The following is an 18115-nucleotide window of genomic DNA, read 5'->3' on the forward strand; positions in this document are numbered from 1 at the left end:
GTTTATTTCTCACGCTTGCTCTCGTGGTTGGAGTCCCGATGCCCGCCCATTCAGCGGCGGCCAACCAGCAAGCTCAGAAGCAAGCGTTGAGCGTGGCGGGTGTCTCTGCGAGCTCGGGCGAAGACGACCCGCGCATTCTTTATATCCTGCCCTGGCAAGGCCCCAGCTTGCCGAAAAGACCCAGGGCCGAGTTGAACGACGAATTGCCCGAACTTACCCAACCGGTAACCGCAACAGCCGTGGAAAACCACCGCCTGTTTCGCGAAACCCTGAACCCACTGGTCCTGGAGCCGACAGGCGTGGCTCCAAGCCGGGATAAACCGTGAACAAGCAGTAACAACGGAGAATAACATCATGCTAGACACTCTTATCCGATTCTTTCAGGACGGCGGTCCTTTTATGTACCCGATCGCGGTCGTTTTGGCGATTGGTTTGGCGATCACATTGGAGCGCTTTATCTACCTCGGGTCAGTTCGCCGCCGCAATCGCATGGCGTTCGAACGCGGTATTCTACCGGCCTTACAAAAGCGTGATTATTCTCGTGCCATGAAGGCCGCAAGCAGTTCGGACAGTGCGATTGCGTCCGTCCTCGGTGCAGGTATTGCACGCTTGCTGAATAACAGCCGTCGTGAGGACATAGAGTACGCCATGGAAGAAGGCTTGATGGAAGTGCTTCCAAGGTTGGAAAAGCGAACTCAATATTTAGCAACTTTGGCGAATGTTGCCACTCTGCTAGGCCTGCTTGGAACCATCATTGGGTTAATCGCCGCCTTTACGGCAGTGGCCGCAGCGGACCCGGCCCAAAAGGCAAGCTTGCTGTCTGAAAGTATTTCCGTTGCGATGAACACGACCGCCTTCGGTTTGATCTCTGCCATCCCTCTGCTGCTCTTTCATGCACTGCTGCAAACCCGTACCAATGAAATCGTCGATAGCTTCGAAATGGCCGGCGTCAAACTCCTGAATATAGTGTCTGAGCCTGAAGTTCCTAACGCTGCGGCGTGACGTGCCAGATTCGCAAACGAGACTGAACAGGAGTAGGGCGATATGAGACGTCGACACCGCCGGCTAACCACCGAGGCGGAGCTGGACATCACGGCCTTTATGAACTTGATGATCGTGCTTGTGCCAGTATTGCTTTTGGGCATGGTGTTCAGCCAGGTTCGAATGATTGAGCTTAATTTTCCGGGCATGGAAGCTGGTGAGGTGCCGGCCGCGGAAGATCTACGTCTGGTTGTTACTGTAATCCCCTCTGGCCTGGAAATCGCCGACAGCGAGCGTGGTCTTATCGAGGTGTTCCCCGTTGCCGGCGATGCGCAGAATTACGAAGGTCTGCGCAGAGTTCTGCAACAGATCAAGCGTCACGTGCCCGAGAAAACCGATGTGATCCTGGAAGTTGGGCCTGAGGTTGATTATCAAACGCTGGTCTCGGTGATGGATACCGTGCGGTCTTATCCGGCGGTCGTGGCCACCAGTGTTGTTGACGCCGAGTTGTTCCCGGATGTTTCGCTGATGGACGCTGCGGAAAACCGCGTATTGGCGCAAAACCCCAGTGCGGCAGACGGGGAGGGGGTATGAAAACATCTCGCAGAGCCCGGATGCGCAAGCGCCATTACAGCCGAATGCACAAGGCTGGTGGCCTGAACCTCGTGTCCTTGATGGATATATTTACCATACTGGTGTTTTTTCTGATGGTGAATTCTTCTGATGTCAAAGTGATGCAGAACAATGCCGATGTACCCTTACCTACGTCCACGGCCGAGCAGGAAGCCGTCGAGAACCTGACCGTACAGGTTGTTGGTCAATCGATACTCGTGCAGGGGCACGAGGTTGCGACGCTTGACGGAATCGAAGCGACAGACACGAAAATAGCCGGTTTGTCCGAGGAGCTGGCATACCGCCGCAGCCGCTGGGATGCCGTACCGGAACAAGGGCTTGAAATCACCATCATGGCCGCGCGAGATACCGATTATCGATTATTGCGCCGGATTATGCAGACCTGTGTTGATGAGCAGTTTCGCCAGGTACGGCTCGCGGTAGAGGCGGAGGTGAGTAATGGCTGATCGGGGCGGAGCGCGCGCGAATACCCGCTTACCCTGGAGTCGTGATCGCGCAGAGAGTTCGCGTTTTGGCGTGATCGCGGCATTGGTGTTGAGCCTGTTCATGGTGCCAGCGGTGTTAATTCCTGCCCTGGATGTACCGGAGATTGATCGTGCGGAAGCAGAGCGGATACCGCCACGGTTTGCAAAATTGGTTGCTCCGCCACCACCGGCCCCGGCAAAGCAGCCAGAGCCCGCTAAAGAACCGGAACCGAAACCTGAACCCAAGCCAGAAATAGCGCGACAGGAGGAACAACCTAACCCTGCCGCCGAGCCTCAGCGACCTGAAATTAAGCCAAAGGTAACCCAGCAGCCTGCGCAAACCCGGGAACAAGCTCGGGAAACCGCGTCGAGGTCCGGTTTGTTCGCCATGAAAGATCGGCTACGGGCACTGACCAAGCCTCAATCGACGAACAGTCGAAGGCTCTCCGCCAATGTTAACGGCGCCGAGGTTACCGGTTTGTCAGCGGAGTCGGTTGCCGCGAATGTGCTGGGCGATAGCGGTGGAATAGAAACTCGTGAAGGTCCGGCGCGAGAGGTAGAGGTTGCAGGCCATCAGGTTGCGGACGTGAAAGCGCCGGCAGAGGTGGCCGTAGCGAAGGCCGAAAAGACACTGCGCAAACCCGCGAAACAACGAGCCATGAGCAATATTCGCCAGGTTTTCGATGCTCAGAAGAGCGTTCTGTACTCGCTTTATAAACGAGAGCTCAGGAAAGACCCGACGCTTGAGGGTAAAGTCACCTTGGAGCTGACCATCGAGCCCAATGGCTCTGTATCCGCGTGTCGGGTAGTGGCGTCCGAATTGAGTAATCCGACCCTGGAACAACGTATTGCCATGAGAGTACAAATGTTCAATTTCGGAGCGGCTCAGGTGAGCACCCGGAAGGTTCAGTTTCCGATTGATTTCCTTCCGGGCTAGAACATCAGCCTTCGATGGTGATTTTCGGCAAGCGGGGTTTTTGCAGTGAGACTTTTTCAGTCGGTGCGATAACCTTGGCTTCGCCGACGACCACCTGGTCATCGTTCTGGTTGCGCACATCGCAAGCCAGCGTAACTCGATTTTTTGAGCCTTTTTCAGAAACGGTCAGTTTTACCGTAAGGGTATCGTCCAGTTTTACCGGGCGTTTGAATGATAACGTTTGGTCCAGGTAGATAGTGCCGGGGCCCGGCATAACGGTAGCAAGTGCTGCAGAAATCAGCGAGCCGCTCCACATGCCATGAGCGATGCGTTCCTTGAACATGGTGTCGGCGGCGAATTCTGAATCCAGATGCACGGGATTTACATCACCCGAGACTGCTGCAAACAACACGAGCTCGTCTTCCGTGAGTGTGCGGGTGAAGGTCGCGGAGTCACCTTCGTTCAATTCGTTGTAGGTAATGTTTTCAAGAATGTCCAAGGTGTCGCTCATAGTGACCTCTAGTCGTTGGTGGCTCGTTGCTGGTTGTAGAAGGATAGAATTTTGAAAGCTACCTCATCGATTCCAAAACTGCTATTCTCTGTGCACTTTTAAGGATTGAGACTTTAGTCGGGTTGCACAATTGGCCCGATTGACACCAATCAAACAGGAGATGGTGATGGATTTTGAGCAGTTCTATCAAGACAAATACCCTGCGGGCATCCCCCGTGAGGTAGATCTCAGCAAGTACAAAAACATGGTAGATGTTTTTGAGCAGGCCGTTAAGAAATACGCAGATAAGCCTGCGTTCAGCGCGGTCGGCGTCACTCTGACGTACAAAGATCTTGATACTCAGAGTCGCAACTTCGCGGCTTGGCTGCAAAACAAAACCGACCTGAAACCGGGCGACCGCATCGCGGTTCAGATGCCAAACGTTACCCAGTACCCAGTGGTTGTCTTTGGTGCGATGCGCGCCGGTTTGATTGTGGTGAACACCAACCCGCTGTACACCACTCGGGAAATGGAGCACCAGTTTAACGACTCGGGCGCCAAAGCGCTTGTGGTTCTTGCCAACATGGCAGAAAACGCAGAAAAAGTGCTTCCGAACACCGGTATTGAGCATGTGATCGTCACCGAAGTGGCTGACATGCACTCGCCCATCAAGCGAAAGCTGATGAACGCCGTCGTCAAGCACGTGAAGAAGATGGTGCCTCCGTTTAACATTCCACGTGCCCACAAGCTGCCGGCAGTGTTGAGCGCGGGCGCCCGTGAAAAGTTCACTCCGGTTGAAATCAAGCTGGACGATCTGGCGGTTCTGCAGTACACAGGCGGCACCACTGGTGTTGCGAAAGGCGCCATGCTGACGCACGCCAACCTGGTTGCCAACCTGACTCAGGTTCGCCCCATGCTGGAAGATCAGGTTTCTGAAGGCGAAGAAGTGGTCATCGCACCGCTACCGCTTTACCACATCTATTCGTTCACCCTGAACTGCGGGATCATGCTGGAAGCAGGTGCTCACAACATCCTGATCCCGAATCCGCGTGATATTCCTGGCTTCGTGAAAGAGCTTCAGAAGCACAAGTTCACGGCTTTCATCGGTCTGAATACCTTGTTCGTCGCTCTGTGCAACAACGAAGATTTCCAGAAGCTGGATTTCTCCGGCGTGAAGTTGACCGCCTCAGGTGGTATGGCTTTGACCAGCGACGCAGCCAAGATGTGGGAGCGCGTCACGGGTTGTGAAATCAGCGAAGGTTACGGCATGACCGAAACCTCACCGGTGGTTACGTTTAACCCCCGCAGCGCTATTAAGCTGGGCACCATTGGTTTGCCGATCCCGTCTACCATCGTCAAGACCATTGATGATGAAGGCAACGAAACCGCAGTTGGCGAACCGGGTGAGTTGTGCGTGAAAGGCCCGCAGGTAATGCGTGGCTACTGGCAGCGCCCTGAAGATACCCGCCAGTCTTTCACTGACGACGGTTTCATTCAGACCGGCGACATTGCGCTGATTCAGGAAGATGGTTACATCCGCATTGTGGACCGTAAGAAAGACATGATCATCGTGTCTGGATTCAACGTGTTCCCGAACGAAATCGAAGATGTGGTAACCAGCCATCCAAAAGTGGTTGAGTGCGCAGCAGTTGGCGTTGATGACGCTAAAAGTGGAGAAGCGGTTAAGGTCTACGTTGTTGCCACCAAAGAAGGTGTGTCTGCGAACGAACTGAAAGAATTCTGCCGCGAACGCCTGACCGCTTATAAAGTGCCCAAGCACTTTGAGTTCCGTGACGAATTGCCCAAGACGAACGTGGGTAAGATTCTTCGCCGTGAACTGCGTGACGAAGAAGCTAACGCGTAAACGGTTCGTTCTTCCCGCACTTAAAGACCCTGCCTCGGCAGGGTCTTTGTGTTTATGCAGTGTGGCTTTCCCGCTAGACTGTAGCGCCTGATTCCCTGATTGAACCTTTAAGAGCTAATGGCGAGTAATGTCTGATCCAATCCCGAATAAAGCTTCTGCATCCAATGTGGCCGATCCCAAGGTTGAGGTGACATCACTCAAGCGCCAGTTGGCTGAGTGTAACCAGCAGGAAGCGGCTCGCATTCTTCGACGTTTGGGCCGGAGCAAAGGCTTGCCCGGGCAGAAAGATCTTGCGGTGATGACGGATTGGCTAGAGCAGGGCAAAGAGAAAGTTCGTAAGCGCCAGGCGCTCCATAAGCCTGCCAGGTTTCCGGACGGCTTGCCTGTTAGCGAGCGCGTAGACGACATCAGCAAAGCCATTGAAGAACATCAGGTGGTCATTATTGCCGGTGAAACCGGATCGGGTAAAACCACCCAGATTCCCAAGATTTGTTTAAACCTGGGCCGTGGTGTACGGGGGTTGGTGGGGCACACACAGCCCCGGCGTATTGCGGCCCGGAGTGTATCGAGCCGAATTGCCGAGGAACTCGGCGAGCAGGTAGGCCAGCGTGTCGGGTATCAGGTTCGGTTTACCGACAACACCTCGGAGCATTCACAAATCAAAGTGATGACCGACGGCATCTTGCTGGCGGAAGTACAGCATGACCGATTTCTGGACCGCTACGATACGCTGATTATTGACGAAGCCCACGAACGAAGCCTGAACATTGATTTTCTTCTGGGTTATCTCAAGCAACTACTGCCTAAGCGCCCGGACCTGAAAGTGATCATCACCTCGGCAACTATTGAGGTGGAGCGTTTCAGCGAGTTTTTCGATAAAGCCCCGGTGATAGAGGTCAGTGGCCGGACCTATCCGGTAGATGTTCGCTACCGCCCGTTGGTCGGCGATGAGGATGATAAGGATCAAGGCTGGACCGACGGCATTCTTTCGGCCATCGAAGAAATTGAGCAACACGAGCGCTCGGAAAAAAAGTCTCCGGGAGATGTGTTGGTGTTCCTGCCGGGCGAACGGGAAATCCGCGCCGTCAGCAAAGTGCTCCGGCATGCGGAGTTGCGCCACACCGAAGTATTGCCCCTGTATTCCCGCTTGAGTAATCAAGAACAAAATCGGGTGTTCCAGTCACACCGCGGGCGGCGAATTGTGTTATCCACCAACGTGGCGGAAACCTCGCTCACGGTACCGGGCATTCGCTATGTCATCGATACCGGTGTCGCTCGAATCAGTCGCTACAGCGTTCGTTCTAAAATCCAGCGCCTGCCGATTGAGCCGGTTTCTCAAGCCAGCGCGAACCAGCGGGCAGGGCGGTGTGGCCGGGTTGCGCCGGGTATCTGTTTCCGGCTTTACGACGAGGCAGATTTTATTAACCGGCCTGAGTACACAGATCCGGAAATCCTGCGCACCAATCTGGCGTCAGTCATTCTCCAGATGGCTACGTCTGGTTTAGGCGAAATACGCCAGTTCCCGTTTTTGGAGGCCCCGGACCGGCGTCAGGTGAATGATGGCTACAAACTGCTCGAAGAACTCGGTGCGGTTGATGAAAAGCGGCGGGTAACCAAGCTGGGGCGGACGATGTCCCGGCTACCGTTGGACCCACGCCTGGCCCGAATGTTGGTGACGTCGGCAGACCACGGCAGCCTGGCCGAAATATTGATCGTGATTGCGGGGCTGAGTGTGCAAGACCCGCGCGAACGGCCTCAGGAAAAACAACAGGCTGCGGATCAGGCCCATGCGCCGTTTAATGATAAAGAATCGGATTTCGCAACCTTGCTGAATATCTGGAACTGGTTCGAAGAGCAGCGCCAGGAATTATCTCAAAACCAGCTCAAGAAGCTGTGCCAAAAGAACTTTCTTAGCTGGATGCGCATGCGTGAGTGGCGGGATATTCACCGGCAACTTACCTTGATTTGTCGGGACCAAAAACTGTCGATGAACCGACAACCTGCGAACTACGATGCCATTCATAAACCCATTTTGGCCGGCCTGCTGGGTCAGATTGCCGTGAAGGTGGAGAAACGCGAGTATCTCGCGACCCGTAATCGCAAGGTCATGATATTTCCGGGTTCCAAAGTGGCAAAATCCGGCCCCAAGTGGATTGTCGCCGCCGAGATTGTCGAAACCAGTAAGGTGTTTGCGCGCATGGTGGCCGCTATTCAGCCGGAATGGGTGGAGCCTTTGGCAGGCCATATTGTAAAGCGCCATTATTTTGAACCTCACTGGGAGCAAAAACGGGCCCAGGTCATGGGCTATGAAAAGGTCTCGTTGTACGGGTTGGATGTGGTGCCCAAGCGCCGGATTGCCTACACCAAAGTAGACCCCGCCGAATGTCGGAATCTGTTTATCCGCCGAGCGCTGGTGGAAGGGGAATTGCGGTCAAAGGCGCCTTTTATTACTCGCAACCGCGAGATGCTGGATACCGTCGAAAATCTGGAAAAGAAAACCCGGCGTCGGGACTTGTTGGTGGATGATGAGGTGTTGGTGGCGTTTTACGACGAACGCCTGCCCGACGACATTGTTAGTGGCCGACACTTCGAAAGCTGGTGGAAGAATCTGTCTTCTGAAGCGTTGCGAAACATGGAGCTGACCGAAGCCGATGTGTTGCAGCGCCCCGTCGATCAGTCCGCAGAAGCGCTTTATCCGGATTATCTGGAGTGGGAGGGTGCCAAATACCCCTTGAGCTACGAGTTTGAGCCGACCAGTGAACGGGACGGCGTGACCCTGAATGTACCGCTCATGGCGCTGAAGCAGATTCCCTCGCGCCGACTGGAATGGCTGGTGCCAGGTTTGTTACGGGAAAAGTGCATCGCGCTGGTGAAAGGCTTGCCCAAATCGGTTCGACGAAATTTCGTTCCGGTTCCGGATTTTGTCGATGCCGCGCTCGAAAACATGCAGCCGAGCAACGAGCCTTTAACCTTAAAGCTGGCGGATCAGTTGCGCCGTATGACGGGTGTTCGGATCGACCCGGACGCCTGGCCAGAAGAGGAGCTGCCCCGGCATTTGCGCATGAATCTGAAGGTTACCGGCAATAAAGGCAAGGTGATGGCCGAAAGTCGCAGCGCGGATGATCTGCAGGCCAAGCTTGGAGAGCAGGCCGAGCAGGCGCTGACCACCGCGGCATCGGATGACACCGCAGAAGCTAAAGTGATTGAGCACTCGGATTGGCAGTTCGGAAAGCTGCCGGAGCGCGTCCAGACTGAAAAGGGCGGCATGCAAGTGACCGTTTACCCGGCTCTGGAAGACCTCGGTAAGCAGGTGCGGGCAATTCGATGCCTGGATCCGTTGACGGCTGAAAATACCATGCGTCGAGGCATTGCACGGCTGATCATCAACAGATTTGGCAGCACACTAACGGATCTTGAACGCCGTCTGCCCAAGTTTAAGCAGTCTGCGTTGATGTTTGCCCCGGTCGGGCAGGCTAAAGCCCTGTTGGATGATCTGCTGCTAGCGGCTGTTATGGAGCACTTTTTATCCGCTGAGGTTCCTCGAACTCCGGATAGCTTCGATCAGGTTTTCAATCAGCATCGAGGGGATTTCATTCCTGCGTTGGAGCAGGCAGACCAACGCCTTCATACCGCGATGACGGGTTATCAGAAGGTTGCAAAGCAACTGAAGGGTAAGATTAATCTTGCTTTAGCAAACAGTATGGCTGACATTAAGTTTCAGCTTCAACATCTTGTCTATCCAGGGTTTCTTGTTGAAACGCCTTCGGAGTGGCTGGGCCGTTTCGGCGTGTACTTTGAGGCGGCCCTGATCCGGCTGGAAAAAATGCCTCGAGAAATGGGCAAAGAGCGTGAATTTCTTCACAGCATTGATAGCTTGTGGGCCCGCTACGCCAAGAAACTGGAACAGCAAAAACGACAGGGTGTGCGAGATCCGGAGCTGGAGCTGTATCGTTGGATGCTGGAAGAATTCCGGGTTTCGTTCTTTGCGCAGCAATTAGGCACCGCAATGACGGTGTCGGTTAAGCGCCTTGATAAACAGTGGGCGCTAACGCGGGTGTGATAAATGTCAGCGCGGTTCGTGCGCAGGGTTACTGAACGATAGTCCAACGGGCAAATCTTCAGGACTGTGTTAGTATTTCTGGCAGTGTATTGTCAAAAACTGTTTCTATAACCATGACGTGGGGTTATTGTGATTAAAGCCGTCATCAGCGGAACCGGCCTGTATACGCCGCCCGCCACCATCGAAAACGACGAACTGGTTGAGGCCTTCAACCAGTATGTGGATCTATACAACACCGAACACGCGGAAGAGATTGAGCGCGGTGATTTGGCGGCGTTGCAACCCTCGTCATCTGCGTTTATCGAGAAAGCATCGGGTATCAAACGCCGGCATGTTATCGATCGCGAAGGTATTCTTGATCCTGAGCGCATGGCTCCGTACATTCCCGAGCGCAGCAACGACGAGCGCTCCGTGCAGTGTGATATGGCGGTTGATGCCTGTAAAGAGGCGCTGGAACAAGCCGGTAAAACCGTTGCTGATGTTGATGCTGTCATCGTTGCCTGTTCGAATCTGCAGCGGGCATACCCTGCAGTTTCCATCGAAGTTCAGCAAGCCTTGGGGATTGAAGGGTTTGCATACGACATGAACGTGGCGTGCAGCTCCGCTACTTTTGGGTTGCAAGCTGCGGCCAACGCCGTTGAAAATGGTACAGCCCGTGCGGTGCTGGTGGTCAGCCCCGAAATTTGCTCCGGCCATTTGAACTTCCGTGATCGGGACAGCCACTTTATTTTTGGCGATGCCTGCACCGCCATGCTGGTTGAGCGTGAAGAAGATGTGAGACCGGGGCAAGGGTTTGCCATTGTCGGCACACGCCTCGTGACCAAGTTCTCCAACAACATCCGCAACAATTTTGGCTTCCTGAACCGTGCGGACGAATCCGGAGTAGGCAAGCCGGATAAGCTGTTCGTTCAACAAGGGCGCAAAGTATTCAAAGAAGTGTCACCGCTGGTGGCATCTACCATACAGAGCCATTTGGAATCGTTGGAGCTAGGCCCCGATAATCTGGCGCGCATGTGGCTGCATCAGGCCAACCTCAACATGAACCAATTGATTGCCCGCCGTGTGTTGGGCCGGGATGCCAGCGTTGAAGAGGCGCCGGTCATTTTGGACGAATACGCCAACACCAGCTCGGCCGGTTCAATCATCGCGTTCCATAAGTTCAAGGATGACCTGCAGGCCGGCGACGTGGGCGTTATCTGCTCCTTTGGCGCCGGCTACTCCATCGGCAGCGTGATCGTACGCCACCGCTGATGCGCTTTACTCCGTTGCCAGAGCTCTCAGGGTATCTGGCAGCGGGGTAGACTTCCTGGTGGTCTTGTCCATCCAGACAATTTTCGCGTACCCCTCCGCGTATACGTCCCCCGTGTTCGCATCTTTCAATAAATGGTAGGTATCCAGGCTGGTATTTCCGGCTTTGCCCGCGTATGTTTCCACCACCACAGTGGCTGGGTGCGTTAATTCCTTCAGAAACGTAGCGCTGGTCTTTATAATAACGGGACCTGTAGGTTCGCCTGTGCCGCCAAGTTCAAGCTTTGCCAGCCAGACAATACGAGCCTCTTCAAAGAAGCGAAAGTAAACTGTGTTGTTGGCGTGCCCGTATGCATCCATGTCGCCCCATCTAAGGGCCATGGCAAGGGAGCTGACGAGATTTCCCTGAACTGACATTTAATTTCCTCCGGATGACTGAGATAAAAAGAATACAACGCCGGTATTGTCGACTAATGGAATCGGACTAAACAACCCAAGAGATTGAAATGACTCAAACGACTACTCGGTATTGGAAACTCCCGGCATTGATGCCGATGCTCTTGGTCATCTTGGCCACCATGCCTGCCTCTGCTCAAACCGTGCAAGAGCCGGCAGACCAGCGCGCCGCACCCGTTAATCCGGCCGACCCTTACGAAAACTGGAATCGCAACGTATTTTCGTTCAACGAAACAGTTGATGAATGGATTCTTCGCCCTGTCGCGCAGACTTATCGCGCCGTTACCCCCGATATTGTGGACCGCGGGGTCACTAACTTCTTCAACAACCTGACAGAAATCCGCAACTTCAGTAATAGCCTGTTTCAGCTTAAGGGCGAGTCTGCGGTTGTAGCGTTCGGGCGTTTCACCTTCAACACGGTATTCGGGTTAGGTGGCATATTCGACGTGGCTACGGCCTTTGATTTGCCCGAACGGCCGGAAGATTTCGGGCAAACGTTGGGGTATTGGGGCGTTGGCTCCGGACCCTACTTGATGTTGCCGTTTCTCGGGCCCTCGACCCCCCGCCATTTCTCAGGCCTGGCCTCGGACAGTTTTATTCTGCCCTCGGCATGGGACACAGTTGAAGAGCCGGAAGTGTACTACCTTCGAGCGTTGCAGATTGTCGATAAGCGCGCGGACCTGATACCCGCAGAAGGCATTATTTCTGGGGATCGGTACACGTTCGTGAGAAATGCCTTTCTTCAGCGTCGTGAATTCCTGATTAACGATGGTAAGATCACAGCTGACCCCTTTGCCAATGATGACGAAGACGACCTGATGCTCGAAGATTTCTGAGCACTGTTGGGAGATCGATGTTGATTAAAGATCCGAGAATAAACCGATTCCGAAAGCAAATGGCGAATGCTCAGAATTATGAGCAATGGAAAGCGGCTGCATTGGAGTTGGACTATCTCGAAGGCAACGTTGAGTGGAAGGAAGACTTTGCCTCGGATCTGTATCACTACGAGCTGATATACGACAGGCTCTGCAACCTCAAACAATATCGTCAGCAAAACGATTTTGAACGTCTGAAGCGGGCTCTGCGTGAAGGGCTTCATCACGACCTGGGCAATATGGGTAACCCGGAACTTTATACTTGTTCCCGGGTAGGCACCAAACACCTGGTTGAAGAGTACATCTCTCAGGTCTGTGAGTCGTTGGATTACCTTTGTGACCATCCAGTGCCGAACTTTTCAGTACACGATAAACTGCAGTTTTTCCGGGATACCCTGACCAGTTTCGGCCGGCCGGCACTGTTGCTCAGCGGTGGTGCTGGGCTGGGCATGTTTCATTTTGGGGTGATAAAGGCATTGTGGGAGAAAGGTCTGCTGCCCCAGGTGATTGCCGGGTCTAGCGTTGGCGCTATCATCGCAGGCATTCTGGGCGTTCATACAGACGCCGAGATTCCGGAAATGCTTGTGCCGGAAAACCATAATCTCCATGCCTGGAAGTGGCGAGGCTTGTTTAGTGCGCTTCGTGGCGGCGGATTGATGGATCAGGATACCCTGAAACAGTGCCTGCGTGACAACATTGGCGAATATACTTTTGAAGAGGCCTATCTACGCACCGGGCGAAGCGTGAACATCAGTGTGTCGCCGGTACAAGCTCACCAGAAGGCACGGTTGTTGAGTGGATACACTTCCCCCTATCTGATGATGTGGAGTGCCGCGTTGGCAAGTGCTGCAGTGCCGGGAGTTTTTCCGCCGGTCACTCTGATGAAAAAAGATCTCAACGGAAACACATTGCCGTACATGCCGCGCCTGAAGTTTGTGGACGGCTCGGTGGTCAGTGATCTACCCGTTGACCGGTTGATGCATTTGTACGATGTGAATTTCACCATTGTCAGCCAGACTAACCCCCATGTTCTTCCGTTTCTGAACGCCAGAGGCCAGGATGAAAAGCTGTCGTTGCTGAATTTGCCCTCGCACTTGTTGAAAGCCGAAGTGGCATTTCATGGGCAAGGCTTGTTTGATTTCTTGCGCAAGCGCGTCAAGCCCGAGCTTTTGCGGCAGGCGTCAGGTCAGATGTATACGATTATGGCGCAGCGCTATTCAGGCGATGTGACCATCGCGCCCAATTATTCTCTCCGCCACTACCGGCATGTGATGTCCAGCCCGACACCTGAATACGTTCGGGAAATGATTCTTCAGGGCGAACGCTCCACCTGGCCGAAAATTTCGATGATTCGCTCCCACGCACGCATATCCAAAACGCTCGAGCGTTGTGTGCGTCGTTTGAAACACCAAAGTCGCCGTGCTGCCGAGCTGAAATTGGTTAGCAGTGGCGAGGCCAGCAGGCCCTAGGAACCATGTACTACGATTTTTTCGGTTTTCGAGAGCCGCCTTTTTCCATAGCCCCGGATCCACGCTATCTGTATCTGAGTGACCGCCACAAAGAGGCTCTCGCGCACCTCATGTATGGTGTGCAGGGGCAGGGCGGCTTTATTGTGATCACCGGTGAAGTGGGTACTGGCAAAACCACCGTATGCCGCTGCTTCCTTGATAATGCCCCCGGCCACGTTGATATTGCGCTCATACTCAACCCCCGGCTTTCAGCGCGGGAGTTATTGTCAGCGGTCTGCGATGAGCTGGAAATTTCCCATGCCGCTGATGCCAGCATCAAGGTGCTAGTCGATGCGATCAATGCGGACTTGCTCAAAGCGCACGCTGCCGGCCGGCACAAAGTTCTTATTATTGACGAAGCGCAGAACCTGTCTGCCGATGTGCTGGAACAGCTGCGCCTGCTGACCAACCTTGAAACGGCCGAAAAGAAATTGCTGCAGATTGTTCTGCTTGGGCAGCCTGAACTGCAGGATATTCTGGCACTGCCCGAGTTGCGCCAGCTCAACCAACGGGTTACAGCACGCTACCATCTGGACGCAATAGATAAGGCGGAACTTCCGGCCTATTTGCAGTACCGGGTCAGCGTCGCCGGACTTCGAGGAGATTTGTTCACGCCCGGGGCCATCCGCAAGCTCTACAGTGCCAGCCAGGGTGTGCCAAGGCTGATTAACCTGATTAGCGATCGTGCTCTATTGGGGGCCTACGCCGAGGGTGAGCACCAGATTACCGCGTTACACATCAAGCGAGCAGCCAAGGAAGTCAGTGGGGGAATGAAGCCAAGAGCACCGAAGCGTGCCCGTTTTGGCGACAGCGTCAGTCATTTGTGGTTGGTGGTTGCGTCCGTATTGATCGCGATTATCAGTACCTTGTGGGTTTTGGATGTGCCGCAATCGGAATACTTCGCAGAGGGCGATGATGAGCGAGCGGTTTCCGGTGTGATTGAGCGGATCGTGGCGGCGACTACCCCTGAGGACGCGGAAGCTGAGGAGGCACCGGCCCCAATCGAGCCCCCGAAAACAGACAAGACAGAGTTCCTCCCGGAACAGCACGGCCTTTCGCTCCAGGCGTCGTACGTTGCGCTCTTCGATCTATGGGGAAAGGTATACAATCCCGAGGTTGCACCTTACCCATGTCAACATGCTCAAAACGTTGGGCTGGAATGTTTGCAGCGTGAGGGTGCGCGTCGAACTCTGGAGTTTCTTAACCGGCCCGCGATCCTCGACTTGCGCTTAGCGCCCGGGCAGGAAGTCCAGGTGGTTTTACAGGCATTGGAGGGCGATGAAGCCACTCTAATGACTCCGGAAGGGCCGGTTACCGTTGAATTTCGTCAGCTTGAACAGTACTGGTTTGGTGGGATCCGGGTTCTGTGGCGTGCGCCCGAGTATAAGAGTGGTGGCGGTGTTTACGCCGATAAAAAAGGCCAAACGCTGTGGATCAGTTCCAAAATGATGGAGCTTGCCGATCGTTACGCGGCCACTGCGCAGGAATCTGACCGCATCAAACGCTTAGGTATAGCCGATCAGGTGCGCTGGTATCAAAAGCAGCGCGGATTAACGGTGGATGGCATTCCCGGTGCGATGACCATCATTCAGATCCATAACGATCTGGGCATTGAGGCGCCGCGATTGGTAGCACAGTCGGCGGCGGGAAACAGCTAGGTTATGTCATACATACTCGAAGCCTTAAAAAAATCTGAAGCAGAGCGCCGCCAGGGTAAAGCGCCAGATCTCGGCCAGCAGGTGCAGATGATCTATCGCCCCAAGAAAAAACCGGTATCTGCGGTGGTCTGGGTGGTGTTGGCGTTGATCATAAACGCCGTGGTTTTAGCCTATGTGTTTTGGCCCTCGAGGCAACTTCCGGAGGCAGCCGGGGTATCAGCAGCCGCTGTGGAGCCCGGCGCGGAGACCTCCCCGGAAGCGCCTGTACGCGCTTTACAGGCGAAGACAGAGCCAGAATTTCAGCCTGAACCTGTCAGTCAAGTTCCAGTTAGGCCTGCTGAGCCGCCACAAGCGGTTACAGAATCCGGACTGAATGAGCCTCAATTCGAACAGCCAACGATTATTGTGCCAAACCAGCCTGCGCAACAAAGCTTACCCGCACCCGTACAAACACGTCCCCAAGAACGCGTACCGCATCTGGTAGAATTGCCGCTTTCGTTTCAAAAGAGTGTTCCTGATTTGATCTTCAACAGCCATATCTATTCCTCAGACCCTGCTGCCAGCCGGGTGATGATCAATAACCGATATTTGCGCGCAGGCCAAAGCCTGGGTTCGTTGTTGGTTGAAAACATCACAGAAGATGGCGTGGTACTGAGCAAAAATGGCCAGCGCTTTCGGGTCGGAATCGTTCGCGATTGGGTGAGCCCGAGATAATGGCGCTAACCGAAGACGTTAAACAGGACATTCAACAAGCGTATCGGGATGTGTTGGCAGGCAAGGGGGTGCGAGCCCGCTATGGTCAGCGCTTGATGATCGCCGAAATTGCCCGCTACATGGGAGAGATTACCGATAACGACGGTCAGCGCACGTCACCTGCGTCGGCGTGTGTTGTGGAAGCGGGTACCGGTACCGGTAAAACGCTTGCGTATTTGATTTCAGCAATACCGGTGGCCAAGGCGTTAGGGAAAACGTTGGTAATTTCCACCGCGACAGTGGCCCTGCAAGACCAGATTGTTCTGAAAGATCTGCCTGATCTTCGTAAACACAGCAAACTGAAGTTCAACTGGACCCTCGCCAAAGGCCGGGGCCGATACTTGTGCATGTCTCGCCTCGAGGCCCGTTTGCACGATGAAGGGCACGGCGACAGCGACACCATGCCACTTTTTCTCTTGGATAACCCGGTTGATGATGAAGCCAGTAGCCGGGCAACGTTTGAGAAAATGCTCGGCAGCTACGGTTCCCGGGAGTGGGACGGAGACCGCGACCATTGGCCCGAACAAATTCCGGATGAAATCTGGCGGCAAGTCACCACTGACCACCGTCAATGCACCAACCGACATTGCGCCTACTTCGATAGCTGCGCTTTTTTTGAAGCCCGAAAAGATCTGGACGACGCCGATATCGTGGTGGCTAACCACGACCTGGTGTTGGCCGACCTTGCTCTGGGCGGCGGTGCCATTCTCCCCGAGCCGGAAAACGCTTTGTTTATTTTTGACGAGGCGCACCACTTGCCCGACAAAGCACTGAACCATTTTGCAGCTTCTGTGCCTTTGAATTCGACCCGTCAATGGCTGAAGCAATTGTCACAGGCTTTGGTAAAAATGCAGCCGTGGCTGCCGGGCGGTTCTCAGGCGACCAAAGCCGTAGAGAAGATCAGCGTGGCAGGGCGGGACCTCGATATTGCGTTGGCGAAAGTGTACGAAGAGGTTGAAGAAAATACCGGCTGGGATTTCAACGAAGAACGCCGGACTGCCCAATGGCGGTATCCGGAAGGCGAACTGCCGGATAGCCTGGCGGAATTGGCCGGCGAAACCCGAATCGTTACGGCCGGCTTGTGCCGCAATCTCGGAACTCTGGTTGAGGAACTGCAAAGTGCGTTCGATGAACGCAAAGATCCGGAACTGGATCGAGATACCGCCGAATCCTGGTATCCGGTTATTGGTGCATTCCATAGCCGCGCCGAAGAACAGCTACGGTTGTGGGAAGCCTGGTCAGAAGGGGCCGTCGCGGCGAAGCCTGATCAGGATGAAAGTGCTCAGCCGGTTCAGCGTAAAGGCCCGCCGGCTGCGCGATGGTCGGTTCGTCAGCGTTGGGATCACGCCGAAGACATTACGTTGTTCAGCTCACCCGTGCTGGCAGACAACCTGCTGTATTCGCGATTATGGTCACGCGTTTATGGCGCGGTATTGACCAGTGCAACTTTGACGGCGCTGGGTCGATTTGACCGTCTGCGCTCACGGGCAGGGCTTCCGGAAGCAAGCCGGTACATGGTCGTTCCCAGCTCATTTAAATATAACGAAATGGCCACGGTGGAAGTGCCTGCGATTGAAGCTCTGCCGACGGATGAAGGGTTTGGTGATGCGCTGATAAAACGCCTGCCGGATTTGTGGGCGGGCGAGAAGGCTACGTTGGTTTTGTTTACTTCGCGCCGACAAATGCAGCAGGTAAGGGACGCGTTGGCGCCGGAGTATCCGGAGCTGATTCTGACTCAGGACGATATGGCCAAGAACGAAGTGCTGCGAACCCACTGTGGCCGAATCGATGAAGGCAAAGCCAGTGTGCTTTTTGGGGTTGCCAGTTTTGCCGAAGGTATCGATTTACCGGGTAAATATTTGCACCACGTTGTCATTACCCGACTGCCGTTTTCAGTGCCTGATGATCCCATCGAAGCCAGTCTGGCGGAGTGGGTCACGCAGCGAGGTGGCAATCCCTTTATGGAAATCACTGTGCCGGATGCGTCGGTGAAGTTGGTTCAAGCGGTAGGGCGCCTGTTACGGACTGAGCAAGACACCGGCCGCGTGACGATTCTAGATCGCCGCATTGTTGCCCGACGATACGGGCAGTTGCTTTTGGATGCGCTGCCGCCTTTCCGCCGGCTCATTGAGCACTGACTCACTGCACCTGATTCCCACCAAAAAAAAGAGCCAGCCCGTAAGGGTGGCTCTTGTCGAAAGGGTTCTAA

At 54.5% G+C, this 18115-nt stretch carries 15 protein-coding genes; 13 read left to right on the forward strand and 2 right to left on the reverse strand.

The features are described 5' to 3' along the window. The first annotated feature begins 38 nt into the window (after window positions 1-38). Genes JAO79_RS09345 through JAO79_RS09365 form a run of 5 tightly spaced genes read left to right on the forward strand, consistent with a single transcriptional unit; the run spans window position 39 to window position 3015 of the window. Window positions 39-326 carry a hypothetical protein gene (locus tag JAO79_RS09345; protein ID WP_227664482.1) on the forward strand — a complete coding sequence of 96 codons (288 nt, stop codon included), beginning with the start codon at window positions 39-41 and terminating at the stop codon, window positions 324-326. 28 nt (window positions 327-354) lie between these two features. After that, window positions 355-1002, forward strand: a complete 648-nt coding sequence (locus JAO79_RS09350) for a MotA/TolQ/ExbB proton channel family protein (RefSeq protein ID WP_199006984.1) — start codon at window positions 355-357, stop codon at window positions 1000-1002. 42 nt (window positions 1003-1044) lie between these two features. Continuing rightward, entirely contained in the window at window positions 1045-1575 is a 531-nt protein-coding gene (locus JAO79_RS09355; RefSeq protein WP_199006985.1) for an ExbD/TolR family protein, read from the forward strand. Further along, a complete protein-coding gene (locus JAO79_RS09360; RefSeq protein WP_199006986.1) occupies window positions 1572-2060 on the forward strand; it encodes an ExbD/TolR family protein in 489 nt (162 codons plus the stop codon). The genes JAO79_RS09355 and JAO79_RS09360 overlap by 4 nt, the downstream gene beginning before the upstream one ends. Next, window positions 2053-3015, forward strand: coding sequence for an AgmX/PglI C-terminal domain-containing protein (locus JAO79_RS09365; RefSeq protein ID WP_199006987.1), 963 nt, complete (start codon window positions 2053-2055; stop codon window positions 3013-3015). The genes JAO79_RS09360 and JAO79_RS09365 overlap by 8 nt, the downstream gene beginning before the upstream one ends. A 4-nt stretch (window positions 3016-3019) precedes the next feature. On the opposite strand, the gene JAO79_RS09370 is transcribed toward JAO79_RS09365, so the two are convergent. Then, window positions 3020-3505: a MaoC/PaaZ C-terminal domain-containing protein gene (locus JAO79_RS09370; RefSeq protein WP_199006988.1), complete on the reverse strand. Its 486-nt coding sequence runs from the start codon at window positions 3503-3505 to the stop codon at window positions 3020-3022. Window positions 3506-3671: 166 nt separating this feature from the next. On the opposite strand from JAO79_RS09370, the gene JAO79_RS09375 reads away from it, so the two are divergent. The 3 genes from JAO79_RS09375 to JAO79_RS09385 all read left to right on the forward strand — a co-directional run bounded on the left by JAO79_RS09375 (window position 3672) and on the right by JAO79_RS09385 (window position 10659). Further along, the gene (locus tag JAO79_RS09375; RefSeq protein ID WP_199006989.1) at window positions 3672-5348 is read left to right on the forward strand and encodes an AMP-binding protein; all 1677 of its coding nucleotides are present in this window, start codon (window positions 3672-3674) and stop codon (window positions 5346-5348) included. Between the two features lie 127 nt (window positions 5349-5475). After that, window positions 5476-9408, forward strand: coding sequence for an ATP-dependent RNA helicase HrpA (gene hrpA / locus JAO79_RS09380; RefSeq protein WP_199006990.1), 3933 nt, complete (start codon window positions 5476-5478; stop codon window positions 9406-9408). A gap of 129 nt (window positions 9409-9537) precedes the next feature. Beyond that, a complete protein-coding gene (locus JAO79_RS09385; protein ID WP_199006991.1) occupies window positions 9538-10659 on the forward strand; it encodes a beta-ketoacyl-ACP synthase III in 1122 nt (373 codons plus the stop codon). A gap of 6 nt (window positions 10660-10665) precedes the next feature. On the opposite strand, the gene JAO79_RS09390 is transcribed toward JAO79_RS09385, so the two are convergent. Next, the gene (locus JAO79_RS09390) at window positions 10666-11073 is read right to left on the reverse strand and encodes an acyl-CoA thioesterase (protein ID WP_199006992.1); all 408 of its coding nucleotides are present in this window, start codon (window positions 11071-11073) and stop codon (window positions 10666-10668) included. Between the two features lie 161 nt (window positions 11074-11234). Between JAO79_RS09390 and JAO79_RS09395 the strand changes: the two genes are divergently transcribed. The 5 genes from JAO79_RS09395 to dinG are packed head-to-tail and all read left to right on the forward strand — an operon-like array spanning window position 11235 to window position 18044. After that, complete coding sequence (locus tag JAO79_RS09395) at window positions 11235-11948, forward strand: VacJ family lipoprotein (RefSeq protein ID WP_413785056.1); 714 nt, start codon at window positions 11235-11237, stop codon at window positions 11946-11948. 17 nt (window positions 11949-11965) lie between these two features. Next, the gene (locus tag JAO79_RS09400; RefSeq protein ID WP_227664483.1) at window positions 11966-13456 is read left to right on the forward strand and encodes a DUF3336 domain-containing protein; all 1491 of its coding nucleotides are present in this window, start codon (window positions 11966-11968) and stop codon (window positions 13454-13456) included. Window positions 13457-13461: 5 nt separating this feature from the next. Beyond that, window positions 13462-15153 (forward strand): ExeA family protein, encoded by a 1692-nt coding sequence (locus JAO79_RS09405; protein WP_199006994.1) that lies wholly within the window; start codon window positions 13462-13464, stop codon window positions 15151-15153. A 3-nt stretch (window positions 15154-15156) separates the two neighbouring features. Further along, window positions 15157-15867 carry a general secretion pathway protein GspB gene (locus JAO79_RS09410; protein ID WP_199006995.1) on the forward strand — a complete coding sequence of 237 codons (711 nt, stop codon included), beginning with the start codon at window positions 15157-15159 and terminating at the stop codon, window positions 15865-15867. Further along, window positions 15867-18044 carry an ATP-dependent DNA helicase DinG gene (gene dinG / locus JAO79_RS09415; protein ID WP_199006996.1) on the forward strand — a complete coding sequence of 726 codons (2178 nt, stop codon included), beginning with the start codon at window positions 15867-15869 and terminating at the stop codon, window positions 18042-18044. Before JAO79_RS09410 ends, dinG begins: the two co-directional genes overlap by 1 nt. Window positions 18045-18115 lie beyond the last annotated feature (71 nt).

This window comes from Marinobacter litoralis, assembly GCF_016427555.1.
In the GTDB taxonomy this organism is placed as follows: Bacteria; Pseudomonadota; Gammaproteobacteria; order Pseudomonadales; family Oleiphilaceae; genus Marinobacter; species Marinobacter litoralis_A.

Coding starts and splice junctions, on each gene's coding strand:
- JAO79_RS09345 (WP_227664482.1), top strand. CDS start 39: ATGCCCGCCCATTCAGCGGCGGCCAACCAGCAAGCTCAGAAGCAAGCG.
- JAO79_RS09350 (WP_199006984.1), top strand. CDS start 355: ATGCTAGACACTCTTATCCGATTCTTTCAGGACGGCGGTCCTTTTATG.
- JAO79_RS09355 (WP_199006985.1), top strand. CDS start 1,045: ATGAGACGTCGACACCGCCGGCTAACCACCGAGGCGGAGCTGGACATC.
- JAO79_RS09360 (WP_199006986.1), top strand. CDS start 1,572: ATGAAAACATCTCGCAGAGCCCGGATGCGCAAGCGCCATTACAGCCGA.
- JAO79_RS09365 (WP_199006987.1), top strand. CDS start 2,053: ATGGCTGATCGGGGCGGAGCGCGCGCGAATACCCGCTTACCCTGGAGT.
- JAO79_RS09370 (WP_199006988.1), bottom strand. CDS start 3,505: ATGAGCGACACCTTGGACATTCTTGAAAACATTACCTACAACGAATTG.
- JAO79_RS09375 (WP_199006989.1), top strand. CDS start 3,672: ATGGATTTTGAGCAGTTCTATCAAGACAAATACCCTGCGGGCATCCCC.
- hrpA (WP_199006990.1), top strand. CDS start 5,476: ATGTCTGATCCAATCCCGAATAAAGCTTCTGCATCCAATGTGGCCGAT.
- JAO79_RS09390 (WP_199006992.1), bottom strand. CDS start 11,073: ATGTCAGTTCAGGGAAATCTCGTCAGCTCCCTTGCCATGGCCCTTAGA.
- JAO79_RS09395 (WP_413785056.1), top strand. CDS start 11,235: ATGCCTGCCTCTGCTCAAACCGTGCAAGAGCCGGCAGACCAGCGCGCC.
- JAO79_RS09400 (WP_227664483.1), top strand. CDS start 11,966: ATGTTGATTAAAGATCCGAGAATAAACCGATTCCGAAAGCAAATGGCG.
- JAO79_RS09405 (WP_199006994.1), top strand. CDS start 13,462: ATGTACTACGATTTTTTCGGTTTTCGAGAGCCGCCTTTTTCCATAGCC.
- JAO79_RS09410 (WP_199006995.1), top strand. CDS start 15,157: ATGTCATACATACTCGAAGCCTTAAAAAAATCTGAAGCAGAGCGCCGC.
- dinG (WP_199006996.1), top strand. CDS start 15,867: ATGGCGCTAACCGAAGACGTTAAACAGGACATTCAACAAGCGTATCGG.